15 protein-coding genes are annotated in these 13,210 nt (G+C 63.9%); 7 read left to right on the top strand and 8 right to left on the bottom strand.

The window, feature by feature from the left end; all coding sequences use genetic code 11:
- Positions 1–121 precede the first annotated feature (121 nt).
- Both IVA87_RS03270 and IVA87_RS03265 read left to right on the top strand, forming a co-directional pair.
- Positions 122–2,347 (top strand): ATP-binding protein, encoded by a 2,226-nt coding sequence (locus IVA87_RS03270; protein WP_247332702.1) that lies wholly within the window; start codon positions 122–124, stop codon positions 2,345–2,347.
- A 108-nt stretch (positions 2,348–2,455) separates the two neighbouring features.
- A complete protein-coding gene (locus IVA87_RS03265; protein WP_247332738.1) occupies positions 2,456–3,085 on the top strand; it encodes a histidine phosphatase family protein in 630 nt (209 codons plus the stop codon).
- Here IVA87_RS03265 and IVA87_RS03260 read toward each other — a convergent pair.
- The 8 genes from IVA87_RS03260 to hisB all read right to left on the bottom strand — a co-directional run bounded on the left by IVA87_RS03260 (position 3,053) and on the right by hisB (position 8,244).
- Complete coding sequence (locus tag IVA87_RS03260) at positions 3,053–3,406, bottom strand: hypothetical protein (RefSeq protein ID WP_247332701.1); 354 nt, start codon at positions 3,404–3,406, stop codon at positions 3,053–3,055. The two genes, IVA87_RS03265 and IVA87_RS03260, sit on opposite strands and share 33 nt — an antisense overlap.
- Positions 3,407–3,510: 104 nt before the next feature.
- Positions 3,511–4,467: a type I pantothenate kinase gene (gene coaA, locus IVA87_RS03255; RefSeq protein WP_200497031.1), complete on the bottom strand. Its 957-nt coding sequence runs from the start codon at positions 4,465–4,467 to the stop codon at positions 3,511–3,513.
- 22 nt (positions 4,468–4,489) lie between these two features.
- Positions 4,490–4,816, bottom strand: coding sequence for a phosphoribosyl-ATP diphosphatase (locus IVA87_RS03250; protein WP_247332700.1), 327 nt, complete (start codon positions 4,814–4,816; stop codon positions 4,490–4,492).
- A gap of 81 nt (positions 4,817–4,897) precedes the next feature.
- Positions 4,898–5,671, bottom strand: coding sequence for an imidazole glycerol phosphate synthase subunit HisF (gene hisF, locus IVA87_RS03245; protein ID WP_247294918.1), 774 nt, complete (start codon positions 5,669–5,671; stop codon positions 4,898–4,900).
- A gap of 10 nt (positions 5,672–5,681) precedes the next feature.
- Positions 5,682–6,413, bottom strand: a complete 732-nt coding sequence (hisA, locus tag IVA87_RS03240) for a 1-(5-phosphoribosyl)-5-[(5-phosphoribosylamino)methylideneamino]imidazole-4-carboxamide isomerase (RefSeq protein WP_247295056.1) — start codon at positions 6,411–6,413, stop codon at positions 5,682–5,684.
- Positions 6,410–7,060 (bottom strand): imidazole glycerol phosphate synthase subunit HisH, encoded by a 651-nt coding sequence (gene hisH / locus IVA87_RS03235; protein ID WP_247276593.1) that lies wholly within the window; start codon positions 7,058–7,060, stop codon positions 6,410–6,412. The genes hisA and hisH overlap by 4 nt, the downstream gene beginning before the upstream one ends.
- Positions 7,057–7,587 (bottom strand): DUF2628 domain-containing protein, encoded by a 531-nt coding sequence (locus IVA87_RS03230; RefSeq protein ID WP_247276594.1) that lies wholly within the window; start codon positions 7,585–7,587, stop codon positions 7,057–7,059. The genes hisH and IVA87_RS03230 overlap by 4 nt, the downstream gene beginning before the upstream one ends.
- A 63-nt stretch (positions 7,588–7,650) precedes the next feature.
- Entirely contained in the window at positions 7,651–8,244 is a 594-nt protein-coding gene (gene hisB, locus IVA87_RS03225; protein WP_091882569.1) for an imidazoleglycerol-phosphate dehydratase HisB, read from the bottom strand.
- Positions 8,245–8,504: 260 nt separating this feature from the next.
- Here hisB and hslV point away from each other — a divergent pair, with 260 nt between their 5' ends.
- From hslV to IVA87_RS03200, 5 genes are all read left to right on the top strand, one after another.
- On the top strand, positions 8,505–9,065 hold the full coding sequence (gene hslV, locus IVA87_RS03220; protein ID WP_247294916.1) for an ATP-dependent protease subunit HslV: 561 nt from the start codon (positions 8,505–8,507) through the stop codon (positions 9,063–9,065).
- Between the two features lie 363 nt (positions 9,066–9,428).
- On the top strand, positions 9,429–9,914 hold the full coding sequence (locus IVA87_RS03215) for a GNAT family N-acetyltransferase (protein WP_247294913.1): 486 nt from the start codon (positions 9,429–9,431) through the stop codon (positions 9,912–9,914).
- Complete coding sequence (locus tag IVA87_RS03210; protein WP_247294911.1) at positions 9,911–10,528, top strand: DUF2585 domain-containing protein; 618 nt, start codon at positions 9,911–9,913, stop codon at positions 10,526–10,528. The genes IVA87_RS03215 and IVA87_RS03210 overlap by 4 nt, the downstream gene beginning before the upstream one ends.
- Before the next feature lie 53 nt (positions 10,529–10,581).
- Entirely contained in the window at positions 10,582–11,886 is a 1,305-nt protein-coding gene (gene hslU, locus IVA87_RS03205; protein WP_247294909.1) for an ATP-dependent protease ATPase subunit HslU, read from the top strand.
- 199 nt (positions 11,887–12,085) lie between these two features.
- A complete protein-coding gene (locus IVA87_RS03200; RefSeq protein WP_247294907.1) occupies positions 12,086–13,210 on the top strand; it encodes a hypothetical protein in 1,125 nt (374 codons plus the stop codon).

Below are 13,210 nucleotides of genomic sequence, written 5' to 3'. Positions count from 1 at the left end.
GAAGCGTTAACACCTCGTCAACCCTGTTGGGAGGCGGCGCCAAAGCCTCAAGCTGTTCGCAAGGTCGACGCGACATCGTCGCACACGGCGGGCACGGGGTTTCGGACAAGGGTCGGTGGCGATGGGTCGGACGTTCCGGATCAAGGTGCGCATGCGCCGCTTCAGGCGACAGCATCCCCGTATCGCTTTCGCGCTGCGCTCGTTCATTATCTTCTCGGCGACGTTCGGCGCCGCCTACGGCTTCGTCTCCGGCAGCCGGTCCGAGAATTCCGGCTACGATCCCAACGCCTTTGCGATCGGCGCGAGCTTTCTGTTCGCGCTGGCGTGCCTTGGTCTTGCGACGCTGAGCATGCGGCTGCGCTTCGTCAACAAGCGGCTGCGTTCGCTCGCCGCCCACAACGAGGCGCTGATCGATCGCAATTGGGAGCTCAAGGAAGCCGAAGAGCGCGCCCGCAGCCTGTTCGAGCAGCAGGGCGACCTGATCGTGCTGCGCGACACGAGCGGCCGCATCACCTTTGCCAACGACGCCTATTGCGCGCTGGCGGGACAGGCCCGGAGCGCGCTGGTCGGCACACGCTTCGACTTCGACGTGCTGGAGCAGGGCGACAGCGCGCGCGAGAGCAGCGGCACGCGCGTTCACGACCAGAAAATCGCAACCCCGCTCGGTGCGCGCTGGATCGCCTGGCGCGAGGGCTATGTGCGCCGCGATGCCGGCCAGCCCGCCGAATTGCAGAGCGTCGGACGCGACGTCACCGACCGCACCGAGACCGAGCGCGCTTTATCCGACGCGCGCGATCAGGCCGATGCCGCCAACCGCGCGAAATCGCGTTTCCTCGCGATGGCCTCGCACGAAATCCGCACGCCCCTCAACGGCATCATCGGCATGGGCAGCCTCTTGCTCGACACCATGCTGACGCCGGAGCAGACGACCTATGCCAGGGCGGTGAAAACCTCGGGCGAAGCACTGATGGCGCTGATCGAGGAGCTGCTCGATTATTCCAAGATCGAAGCCGGCAAGCTCGATCTCGAGCAGCGTCCTTTCGCCTTGTCCACGCTGGTCGAGGAGATCACCGAGCTTCTCGCGCCGCGTGCGCAGGCCAAGAGTCTCGAGATCGCGTCCTATATCGACGAGCGCCTGCCGCTCGAGGTCGTGGGGGACGCCGCGCGGCTGCGCCAGGTGCTGCTCAACCTCGCCGGCAACGCCATCAAGTTCACCGCGAGCGGCGGCGTCGCGCTGATCGTCGAGCCCGGCATGCGGCCGAACGAGATCAGCTTCCTGGTCCGCGACACCGGCATCGGCATCGCGTCGGAAGCGCAATCGCGCATCTTCCGGGAGTTCGAGCAGGCGGACGAGCGCGTCGCGCGCACCTATGGCGGCACCGGGCTAGGCCTGTCCATCAGCGAGCGCATCGTCAAGCGCATGGGCGGCCGGATCACGCTCGAGAGCGAACCGGGCAAAGGGTCAACCTTCGAGGTCGCGGTGCCGCTAGCCCCGTCACAAGCAGGTAGCGGACAGACGGCATTCCCCAGCCCCGAACTCGCCGGCAAGCCGATTCTCCTCGTCGCCGAGGGCATCGAGGCGTCGCTGATCGCGCGGCGCCTGGAGCGCTGGGGCGGTCAGACCTGCATGGTGGCGGACGCCGCCGTGGCTCAAGCGCTGCTGCCGGAGCGTTCATGGCACGCCATGCTGGTCGATCGCGCGATCGGTCCCGCCGCTGCCGACCATCTCGGCGAAACGGCGCGGGCGCATGCGATACAGCGCCTGGTGCTGCTGACGTCGAGCTCGCGCCATGAGGAACTGTCCCCGGCCTTCACCGGATTCCTGGTGAAGCCGCTGCGCGCCGCCTCGCTCGCCACACGCCTTTCGCTGACGCCGGAGGTCGCCTCGCCCGAGCTCGCGCCGGAGCCATTGGCAGAATCCAAAAGTGCAACGCCGGCGAAAGGCCTGTCGATCCTCGTTGCCGAGGACAACGAGATCAATGCGCTGTTGATGCGCTCGCTGCTCACCAAACTCGGCCACCGCGTCGTCATCGCTATCCACGGCGAAGCGGCGCTGGAATCCTGGCTCGCCGCCTCATCGGCCGGCACGCCCTATGACCTCGTGCTGATGGATATCCAGATGCCGCAGCTCGACGGCATTGAGACGACAAAGCGCATTCGCGCGCATGAGGCGGCCATGGGTCGCCAGCGCGTGCCCATCCTGGCACTCACCGCCAATACGCTGGTCGAGGACCGCTACGCCTGCTTCGAGGCAGGCATGAATGGATTCCTGATCAAGCCGCTCGACCGCGAGAAGCTGGATCAGGCGCTGGCCGGGCTGGCCACGTCCCGCCACCTGACAGTCTGATCCAGAATCTCACGAAAACCTCGGCCCGACCGGCAATCGATAATTGAAATCGGCCTCGTTGCGCGTCACCATCCCCTGAGGGGACGTTTGCAATAGGGGACTTTGCGCATGAACGTGCTTTGCCGCCTCGCACTCATTGTCCTTTTCGCTGGAATTTCTGGACACACCGCGGCGGATACGCCGGAACTCATCACATCCCTCAGGCAGGGCGGTTACGTGCTGGTGTTTCGGCACACCGCCACCGACGACAGCCAAAGGGACGTCTACCCTTTCAAATTCGACGACATGAGCGCGCAGCGCCAGCTCAGTGAAAAGGGCAGGGACATGGCGCGTCAGATCGGGACAGCGGTCAAGGATCTCGCGATTCCGATCGGCGAGGTCTACACCAGCCGGCTGAACCGCGCGGTCGAGGCGGGCAAGCTGATCTCCGGCCGCGAGGTCAAGCCGGTCGATGCGTTAACGGACAGCAGCAACGCCAGTGCGTCGGGAATGGCCAACCCGACGGGTGCAAATGCAAAGGCGGGCCAAGCCGTGCGTCATCTCGTCGATACGCCGCCGAAGGCCGGCACCAACACGTTCCTGATCACCCACAAGACGAACATCGCCGATGCCTTCGGCAAGGAGGCCGGCGACGTGCAGGAAGGCGAAGCCTTCGTCTACAAGGCCAGCAGCTCCGGGCCCTCCATCTTTGCGGGGCGCATCAAGCTAGCGGACTGGAATACGAAAACAGGCAAGTGAGCCATCCAGCGGCGGCGTGCCAGCTAGGGTAACGGCCAGGTCGGGCGCCGAGCATGCCCCGTGCCGTCCGGCGCGACTCGGTGCGTCGGCATGTGAAAGAAAGCGCGGCGCAGTGAGCTTATCAGGCGGCGCTCGGTCGGCTTTGAAGATGGTGTCCGCTTTTGCCGCGCGCTTGCAATGTGGGCACACGAAAAGATGCGCGATGATCGGCGTCGGCTCGTCCGCGAGCAGTTCGGAGCGGAACCACTTCATCTCGATGTGGCAGTCCGGGCAGATCGGAGCTTCAAGCTGCTCCGCAGCGCTTCTGAGACGATCAACCATAGTGCCTCTCCGCCGTTCTTGAACGCATAGCGGAATACCGATTGTAGGTCTGCAACAAAAGACACTCAGCCCAAACCAGCCAGGGGCCATGTTCACCGGCGCGATTACAACCGCCTGAGCGCCACGCTCTCCACCGTGTGGTCGGCGCCCTTCTTCAGGATCAGCGTCGCGCGGGGCCGGGTCGGCAAGATGTTGTCCTCGAGATTGGCGAGGTTGGTGCGCTCCCAGATCGCGATCGCGGTGGCGGTGGCTTCCTCGTCCGACAACAGCGCGTAGCGGTTGAAGTAGGATTTTGGATTGGTGAAGGCGGTGTCACGCAGCGCCAGGAAGCGCTTGATGTACCATTGCCGCAGCGCCGCCTCGTCGGCGTCGATATAGACGGAGAAATCGAAGAAGTCGGAGACCACAGGCACCGCCTTGCCGTCGCGCGGCAGCTTGCCGGTCTGCAGGACGTTGACGCCTTCGACGATCAGGATGTCGGGCTGGTCGATCTCGGCCCACTGGTTCGGCACGATGTCGTAGGTCAGATGCGAATAGACCGGCGCGCGCACATGACGGCGTCCGGACTTGATGTCGGAGAGGAAGCTGAGCAGCAGTGGCAGGTCGTAGCTCTCGGGAAAACCCTTCTTCTGCATGATGCCCTGCCGGTCGAGCACCGCGTTGGGGTAGAGAAACCCGTCGGTGGTGATCAGCTCGACCTTCGGGCGCGGCGACCAGCGCGCCAAGAGGGCCTGGAGCACGCGGGCCGTGGTGGATTTGCCTACCGCGACCGAGCCGGCAACGCCGATGATGTAGGGCACCTTGCGGTCGCGGATGTTGAGGAATTGCCGCTCGGCGTAATACAGGCGCTGCATCGCATCGACGTAGATCGAGAGCAGGCGCGACAGCGGCAGGTAAATGTCCTCGACCTCCTGGAGGTCGAGGCGGTCGTGCAGCGAACGCAGCCGGTCGAACTCGCCCGGCTCCAGCGTCATCGGCGTGTCGTCGCGCAAGCGCGCCCATTCTTCGCGCGTATAGACGCGGTACGGATTATACTGCTGCTCGGGTGCGCGGATATCCATGACGCGATCTTTTCCACCTCGGCTAGTTGCCGCTCTTGCGCGACGCCTTTTCTTCCAACCCTGACATCGACGTCCGCTTGTCCAGCGCGGCCTCGACCTCCTCCAGCTTTACGCCGCGGGCCTTGAGCAGCACAAGGAAATGGTAGAGCAGGTCGGCGCTCTCGGCGATCAGATGCGCGCGATCGTTTTCGACTGCTGCGATTACGGTTTCGACTGCCTCCTCACCGAACTTCTTGGCGCAATGCTCGGCGCCCTTGTCCAGGAGCTTGCGGGTGTAGGAGGCCTCGCCACCGACGGCCGCGCGGGCATCGATGGTCTCGGCCAGATCATGGATCGTGAAACGCGGCATACGGAATACTCGGAAAACGCGATACGGCCGAACGAGCCGGTCCCCACACGGCTCGTGTAGCACTTTTACGAACGGGAGTCGTCAGGCATCGAGGCGCATGGGCAGCCCGCGCCGGGCCATGTGCTCCTTGGCTTGTCGGATGGTGAATTCCCCGAAGTGGAAGATCGAGGCCGCCAGCACGGCGGTGGCGTGCCCGTCGCGGATACCCTCGACGAGATGGTCGAGATTGCCGACGCCGCCCGAGGCGATCACCGGAACGGAGACGCTGTCGGCAATCGCGCGCGTCAGCGGAATGTCGAAACCCTGCCTGGTGCCGTCGCGGTCCATCGAGGTAAGCAGGATTTCGCCGGCGCCGAGCGAGACCACTTCCTGGGCATATTCGATGGCATCGATGCCGGTCGAGTTGCGCCCGCCATGGGTGAAGATCTCCCAGCGGTCGCCGCCCGGACGCTTGACGCGCTTGGCATCGATCGCCACCACCACGCATTGCTCGCCGAACTTTTCGGCCGCTTCCTTGACGAACTCCCGTCGCGACACCGCGGCGCTGTTGATCGAGACCTTGTCGGCGCCGGCGCGCAGCAGCGTCTTGATGTCGTTGACCTCACGCACGCCGCCGCCGACGGTGACAGGCATGAAGCAGGCTTCTGCCGTGCGCCGGACCACATCGAGCATGATGCCGCGGTTCTCATGGGTCGCAGTGATGTCGAGGAAGGTAAGCTCGTCGGCCCCAGCGGCATCATAGGCGATTGCGGCTTCGACAGGGTCGCCGGCATCGCGCAAATCGACGAAATTCACGCCCTTGACGACCCTTCCGTCCTTGACGTCGAGGCAGGGGATCACGCGCACCTTGAACATTGGATGCCTCCTAGCGCGCGTTACGGATCAGGGCGAGGGCGGCGGCGGGATCAAGCCGGCCATCATAGAGCGCGCGGCCGGCGATCGCGCCGGCGAGCTTCCTGGCGCGCGGCGTCAGCATCGCCTTGACGTCCTCGATCGAAGCAAGGCCGCCGGAGGCGATCACCGGAATCGAAATCGCGTCCGCCAGCGCAATGGTCGCGTCCAGGTTCAGGCCCTTGAGCAGACCGTCGCGCGCGATGTCGGTGAAGATGATGGCGGCAACGCCGGCGTCCTCGAACCGCTGCGCGATCTCCAGCACTGTGACCTGCGAGGTCTCGGCCCAGCCTTCGACAGCGACCTTGCCGTCGCGCGCGTCTAACCCGACCGCGATTCGGCCGGGGAATTGCTTCGCCGCCGCCTTCACCAATTCAGGGTCGCGCACCGCGGCGGTGCCGATGATGACGCGGGCGATGCCCTTGCCGAGCCAGGCTTCGACGGTCGCGAGATCGCGAATGCCGCCGCCGAGCTGTACCGGAATGTTGATCGTCTTCAGCATCGCCTCGACGGCCTGCGCATTGACCGGCTTGCCGGCAAAGGCGCCGTCGAGATCGACAACGTGGAGATACTCAAAGCCCTGCGCGGAAAAGCTCTGCGCCTGCGCCGCGGGATCGAGATTGAACACGGTGGCGCGCGCCATGTCGCCTTGCTCGAGACGCACGCACTGGCCGTTCTTGAGGTCGATGGCGGGGAAGAGAATCACGGTTTCCATCGCAAAAAGTTCGAGATCAGGGCCAGCCCGAACCGCTGGCTCTTCTCGGGGTGGAATTGCGTGCCGATCGCGGTGTCCTTTGCGACGATCGCGGTGACGGGCCCGCCATAATCGGCGCGCGCCAGCACGTCCGCCTCGTTGGCGGGGTTGAGGTGATAGGAGTGCACGAAATAGGCGTGCTGGCCCTTGGGGCCAAGCGGCAGCTTGTTCAGCACCGGATGCTCGCGCAGCACCTCCAGCGTGTTCCAGCCCATGTGCGGGATCTTCAGGTTTTCGTCGCGCGGCGTGATCTTCTCGACGTCGCCGCCGATCCAATTCAGCCCCTCCGTCGTGACGTGCTCCTTGCCGCGGCTCGCCATCAATTGCATGCCGACGCAGATGCCGAAGAACGGCCGCGCCTTGACGCGCACCGCTTCGGTGATGGCCTCGACCATGCCGTTGACGGCGTCAAGTCCGCGCCGGCAATCGGCGAAAGCGCCGACGCCCGGCAGCACCAGACGGTCGGCGCTGTAGGCCTGGTCCGGATCGCTGGTAACGAATACCTTTTGCGGGTCCTCCAGGCTGCGCGCGGCACGTTCGAAGGCCTTGGCGGCGGAATGCAGATTGCCCGAACCGTAATCGATGATGGCGACGCTCATCTTGACCCTCCCGGTTCTGGAAACAACCCAATGATGCCGCCCGCCGGCAACGGCGGCGGGTTCGAGAATTGCTGACCCGGCACGCTACGGGTCGGCGGCGGGCCGCCGCGATCGACGGCCCATTGATCATTGACGATGCCATGCTGCTTCTGGCTCCAGCGCTCGAAGAAGCGATGCTCGGCAGTGTCTTCCTTGTCGGCAATCACGACGTCGAGCTGCCGCCATTTGCCGCGTGAGAGAGTCCAGCGGCGCAGGCTCGAGGCCTCGAAGCCCATCAGCAGCGCGACGATGATATTGGCGAAGAAGATCGAGCTGCGTCCAACACCCAGGCTGGACAGCCCCGCATTGAACGCGGCCACAAAGATCACCCAGCCGATCAGCGCCAGCCACAGCCGATTCCACAGCAGCCAGAGCGGGCCGAAGATCATCGCCCAGAAGTGGAAGCCGTCGCGCACGAAGACGAACTTGTCGGTCGCGCGCAAATCGGCTCCGGCAGGAGAGGGAGCATGAACTGTGTAGACAGGCATGGTGATGCCCCGTTCTCTAAATTCAGTGATACCGCAAGCGGCGCGTGCCGCCGGCCGGAGATGTCAGCCGCCGAGCGAGCCCTTGGTGGACGGGATCTCCCCCACAGCCTTCGGATCGATCGCGACAGCGGTGCGCAGCGCCCGCGCCAGACCCTTGAAGCAGGACTCGGCGATATGGTGGCTGTTATCGCCATATAGGGTCTCAACGTGGAGAGTCACGCCGGCGTTGATGGCGAAGGCCTGGAACCACTCGCGCACCAGCTCGGTGTCGAACTCGCCGATCTTGTCGCGGGGAAAGTCGGCCTTGAACACCAGAAACGGGCGGCCCGAGATGTCGATGACCACGCGCGACAGCGTCTCGTCCATGGGCATGTGCACGCCGGCATAGCGGGTGATACCCGCCATGTTGCCGAGCGCCTGCTTGACGGCCTGGCCGAGCGCAATGCCGGTGTCTTCGGTGGTATGGTGGTGATCAATGTGCAGGTCACCTACCGCCTTGACCGTGAGGTCGATGCGGGAATGGCGGGCGAGGAGATCGAGCATGTGGTCGAAAAAGCCGATGCCGGTCGCGATATTGGCCACGCCGGTGCCATCGAGGTTCACGGTGACCTCGATGTCGGTTTCCTTGGTCTTGCGCTTGATCGTCGCGGTGCGCATTGAAGGCTTTCGCTGTCATTTCGGCATGATCTCGGTCGGAAAAGCGGTGTCCGCTTTTCAAAATCATGCTGTTCGGGGCCGAAAACGCCGGTCTTTTACCAGCCAAATGACGCCTTCGCTACTGCGGGAACGGCTAGCCGGGCCTCTACTTCTGCCTATGGTGAGCGAATTAGGCCCGGAGCGGCCGTTGTGCGCCGGTTGTGCGCCGGTTGTCCCTTTGGCCCCGACCGCCTAAATCAGGCGGACAACGAGGGTCATTTATGCAGGATTTCCAGAACAGCTCGCCTAGCTGGCACGGCACCACGATTTTGACGGTCCGCAAGGGCGATAAGGTGGTGGTTGGCGGCGACGGCCAGGTCTCGATCGGCCAGACCGTAATCAAGTCCAACGCCAAGAAGGTCCGCAAGCTCGGCAAGGGCGACGTTATCGGCGGCTTTGCCGGCGCCACCGCCGACGCCTTCACGCTTTTTGAGCGGCTGGAGAGCAAGCTGGAGCAATATCCGGGACAGCTGACCCGGGCCGCGGTCGAGCTGGCCAAGGACTGGCGCACCGACCGTTACCTGCGGCGGCTGGAGGCCATGATGATCGTGGCCGACAAGGACGTCTCCCTTGTCCTGACCGGCACCGGCGACGTGCTCGAGCCTGAGGCCGGCGTGATGGCGATCGGCTCCGGCGGTAATTATGCGCTGGCGGCGGCGCGCGCCCTGCTCGATACCGATAAGGACGCCGAGACCATCGTCCGCCGCTCCCTCGACATCGCCGCCGACATCTGCGTTTACACCAACCGGAATGTGACGATCGAGAGCCTCGCGAGCGGGTAGGCGGAGCGTCATTTGTCCGAAGGCTTGTCCGGATGCTCGGTGCAACCTCTCCCGCTTGCGGGGGAGGTCGGCGCGAAGCGCCGGGTGGGGGCTCTCTCCTCTGGGGGATTGTCCCATTGCGGAAGCACCCTCTCCCCAACCCTCTCCCGCAAGCGGGCTACCGTATTCACACATCTCTGTCGGAGCCATTCGCCGATTAAGCCCAAAAAGTGAGTCATCCGAGTCACTTGTCTCGATTCTGCAGCGCGTGAGCGTCCAAAACCTGGCTTTTGCTACACTCATTGAAGATGATTCTATTTTCGAGATGTGTGAATCTGGTAGCGCAAGCGGGAGAGGGAGCGCAGTCCCACCCGTGGCTACTAGATGAGGCCCACCTACACCTTTCGACCGATGACAACGGCCGATCTGCCGCTGATCCGGCGGTGGCTGGGCGAAGCGCATGTGCGGGAATGGTGGGGCGATCCGGACGAGCAGCTTGAGCTGGTCAGCGGCGATCTTGACGAGCCGGCGATGGACCAGTTCATCGTCTTGGCCGACAACAAGCCCTTCGGCTATCTTCAGTGTTACCGGCTGACGGCCTGGAATACGGGCTTTGGGCCGCAACCGGAGGGCACGCGTGGGATCGACCAGTTCATCGGCGAAAGCAACATGATCGCGCGCGGCCATGGCTCGGCCTTCATTCGCCAATTCGTCGACGCGCAGCTGCGCGCCGGTCGGCCGCGGATCGTCACCGATCCTGATCCGCTCAATGCACGCGCGGTACGCGCCTATGCGAAGGCCGGCTTCGTGCGCGACCGCTTGGTCGAGACGCCGGACGGACCGGCGCTGTTGATGGTGCGCCAACCGTGACGCTGGCGAACACGCAACCGAGCAAGCTCGCCGTACCCCCGCAAGCCTGGCTCGGCATGGCGCTGTTGCTGCTGGCGTTGCAAGCCTCCATCCTGTTCGCGGCGGGGCGCGTGCCGATCTGCACCTGCGGCTATGTGAAGTTGTGGCATGGCGTGGTGAACAGCTCGGAAAATTCGCAACAGGTCGCCGACTGGTACAGTTTCTCCCACGTCCTGCACGGCTTCCTGTTCTACGGCCTGACCTGGCTGCTGTTCGCGCGACTGCCCTCGCTGCCTTTGTCATGGCCGGCACGGCTGATCATCGCCATGCTGATCGAAGGCGCCTGGGAGATCGTCGAGAACTCGCCATTCATCATCGAACGCTACCGTGCTGGTACGATTTCGCTGGACTATTACGGCGACAGCATCGTCAATTCGGTCTCTGACACGCTGTTCATGGTGCTGGGCTTCCTCGCCGCACGCCTGCTGCCGGTCCCGGCAACGGTGGCGATCGGGCTCGCCTTCGAGATCATGCTGGCGCTCCACATTCGCGACAATCTGACGCTGAATATCCTGATGCTGATCCATCCGATCGAGGCCGTGAAGCAATGGCAATCCGGCCCGCCGATCATCTGATGGCCGAAAAAAGCGGCTTGTCCCGGCCTGAATCTGACCCTAGCTAAGGTGCCATGACAGACTTCTCTCCCCGCGAAATCGTTTCTGAACTCGACCGTTTCATCGTCGGCCAGGCCGATGCCAAGCGCGCCGTCTCGATCGCGCTGCGCAACCGCTGGCGGCGGCAGCAGCTCGAAGGCTCCCTGCGCGAGGAGGTGCTGCCGAAAAACATCCTGATGATCGGCCCCACTGGCGTCGGCAAGACGGAAATCGCGCGGCGGCTCGCCAAGCTCGCGAATGCGCCGTTCCTGAAGGTGGAAGCGACCAAGTTCACCGAAGTCGGCTATGTCGGCCGCGACGTCGAGCAGATCGTGCGCGATCTCGTCGAGGTCGCGATTGTCCAGGTGCGCGAGCGCAAGCGCAAGGACGTGCATGCGCGGGCGCAGCTCGCTGCCGAGGAGCGTGTGCTCGATGCGCTGGTCGGCGCTAATGCCTCTTCCGCGACGCGGGAATCGTTCCGCAAGAAGCTGCGTGCGGGCGAGCTCAATGATAAGGAAATCGAGATCGAGACGCAGTCGTCCGGCGGCGGCATGCCTATGTTCGAGATCCCCGGCATGCCGGGCGCGCAGATGGGCGCGATCTCGATCGGCGACATCTTTGGCAAGCTGGGCGGCCGCAGCAAGACGCGACGGCTGACGGTGGAGGGCTCGCATGAAATCCTCGTCAACGAGGAATCCGACAAGCTCTTGGACACCGAGCAGCTCACGCTGGAGGCGATCAGCGCAGTCGAGAACAACGGCATCGTGTTCCTGGACGAGATCGACAAGATCTGCGCGCGCGACGGCCGCGTCGGCGGCGACGTCTCGCGCGAGGGCGTGCAGCGCGATCTCTTGCCGCTGATCGAGGGCACCTCGGTCTCGACCAAGCACGGCGCGGTCAAGACCGACCACATCCTGTTCATCGCCTCCGGCGCCTTCCATGTCGCAAAGCCGTCCGACCTGTTGCCGGAGTTGCAGGGCCGGTTGCCGATCCGCGTCGAATTGCAGGCGCTGACCCGCGACGACATGCGCCGGATCCTGACCGAGCCCGAAGCCTCGCTGATCAAGCAATATGTCGCCTTGATGCAGACCGAAGGCGTGGCGCTCGACATCACCGACAGCGCGATCGATGCGCTGGCCGACGTCGCGGTCGCCGTCAATTCCACCGTCGAGAACATTGGCGCGCGGCGGCTCCAGACCGTGATGGAGCGGGTGCTGGACGAGATCTCGTTCACCGCTCCCGACCGCAATGGCGAGACCGTCCGGGTCGACGCCGATTACGTGCAGAAGCACGTCGGCGACCTCGCCAAAAATGCGGATTTGAGCCGGTTCATTTTGTAATTCGGTCGGGGTCCGCTATCTATCCCGCTGTCGTCCTGGCGAACGCCAGGACCCATTACCCCCCGGCGGTGTTTGTTGAAACAGATGGCGACTCCGATCTCGGCTCAAACGACCTTCTGTGGTTATGGGTCCGGGATCAGCGCTCGCTATGCGCGCTTGTCCGGAAGGACCGCGGAGATTGACGCGCCTCGAGTGCCATATGCGCGCTAGCGTCCTGCAAAACCCCTGGCGCCTGCTGCTCGCGATCAACGCCGCCGTCCTCGTCGGCGTGTTCGTCCACAAGATCCAGCTTCCGCCTTACGTCCCCTATATCCACCTTCTCGTCGACTACCATTTCGGCTTCATCAAGCGCGCGCTGATCGGGGCGATCGTCGCGCTGTTCACGGCGAAGGTACCGGTATGGCTGGTGTTCGCGCTCGGCGGCGCGACGTGGCTGGTCACGCTGGGCCTTTACGCAAGACTGTTCCAGAACACGTTCGGCTTCACCGCGAAGACGCTGCCGTTGTTCGTCTTCACCGCGGGCTCGCCGTTCTTCCTCAAGAACTTCATGCACACGCTCGGCCATTTCGACATCTATGGCTGTGCGCTGGCGACCGTCCTGCTGCTGATGCCGGCGGGCTCATTGCTGTTCGTGGCGACGGCTGCGCTGTTCTCGATCATGCTCGTCCTGATCCACCACATCCATCTCTTGATGTATGTGCCGACGATCATCACCATCGTCGTGATCAGACATTACCTGGCTTGCGGCTGCCATCGCACCAACGTCGCGTTCGGTGTCGCCGCTTTCGCGATCGTCTCCGCATTGTTCTTCGCGGCGCAATTTCTGGGAACGATGCCGATCCCGGAGGCGGAATTCGTCGCCTATCTCAAGAGCCGGATGGCCGATCCATCCCGCACCGACCTGCTGCAATTCAGCTACATCTGGTATCAGCCGCTGGCGAAGGAGGTTGCCGATACCTGGGGCCGGCTGCCACACAACATCCTCGGCGTGCCGGTCTTCGCGCTTTTGATCTGGCTGCACACGCCGTTATGGCGCTTCTTTGCGAATCTGATCGACGCGCTCGCCAGCGAAACGCATCGCCGTCTCGTGATCGCGGCGCTGATCGGCGTCAGCCTCGCTTATCTCGTGATGTTCGCAATGGTGTTCGACTATTCGCGCTGGATCTCGAACTGGGCGGTCTGCATGTTCCTGATCCTGCATGCGGTGAAGATGCTGCCCGCCGCACGGAAGGCGCCGCCGATTCAGGCGGAGGATCGCAACACCAACATCTTCGGTTTGATCATCACGCTGATCCCGCGCGTCGGAATCATCCGGCCGTTTTAG

The organism is Bradyrhizobium sp. 147 (assembly GCF_023073935.1).
Lineage (GTDB): Bacteria > Pseudomonadota > Alphaproteobacteria > Rhizobiales > Xanthobacteraceae > Bradyrhizobium.
Note: the sequence above shows the minus strand (reverse complement) of the source record. Positions and strands in the feature narration are given on the sequence as shown.

Coding starts and splice junctions, on each gene's coding strand:
- IVA87_RS03270 (WP_247332702.1), top strand. CDS start 122: ATGGGTCGGACGTTCCGGATCAAGGTGCGCATGCGCCGCTTCAGGCGA.
- IVA87_RS03265 (WP_247332738.1), top strand. CDS start 2,456: ATGAACGTGCTTTGCCGCCTCGCACTCATTGTCCTTTTCGCTGGAATT.
- IVA87_RS03260 (WP_247332701.1), bottom strand. CDS start 3,406: ATGGTTGATCGTCTCAGAAGCGCTGCGGAGCAGCTTGAAGCTCCGATC.
- coaA (WP_200497031.1), bottom strand. CDS start 4,467: ATGGATATCCGCGCACCCGAGCAGCAGTATAATCCGTACCGCGTCTAT.
- IVA87_RS03250 (WP_247332700.1), bottom strand. CDS start 4,816: ATGCCGCGTTTCACGATCCATGATCTGGCCGAGACCATCGATGCCCGC.
- hisF (WP_247294918.1), bottom strand. CDS start 5,671: ATGTTCAAGGTGCGCGTGATCCCCTGCCTCGACGTCAAGGACGGAAGG.
- hisH (WP_247276593.1), bottom strand. CDS start 7,060: ATGAGCGTCGCCATCATCGATTACGGTTCGGGCAATCTGCATTCCGCC.
- IVA87_RS03230 (WP_247276594.1), bottom strand. CDS start 7,587: ATGCCTGTCTACACAGTTCATGCTCCCTCTCCTGCCGGAGCCGATTTG.
- hisB (WP_091882569.1), bottom strand. CDS start 8,244: ATGCGCACCGCGACGATCAAGCGCAAGACCAAGGAAACCGACATCGAG.
- hslV (WP_247294916.1), top strand. CDS start 8,505: ATGCAGGATTTCCAGAACAGCTCGCCTAGCTGGCACGGCACCACGATT.
- IVA87_RS03215 (WP_247294913.1), top strand. CDS start 9,429: ATGAGGCCCACCTACACCTTTCGACCGATGACAACGGCCGATCTGCCG.
- hslU (WP_247294909.1), top strand. CDS start 10,582: ATGACAGACTTCTCTCCCCGCGAAATCGTTTCTGAACTCGACCGTTTC.
- IVA87_RS03200 (WP_247294907.1), top strand. CDS start 12,086: ATGCGCGCTAGCGTCCTGCAAAACCCCTGGCGCCTGCTGCTCGCGATC.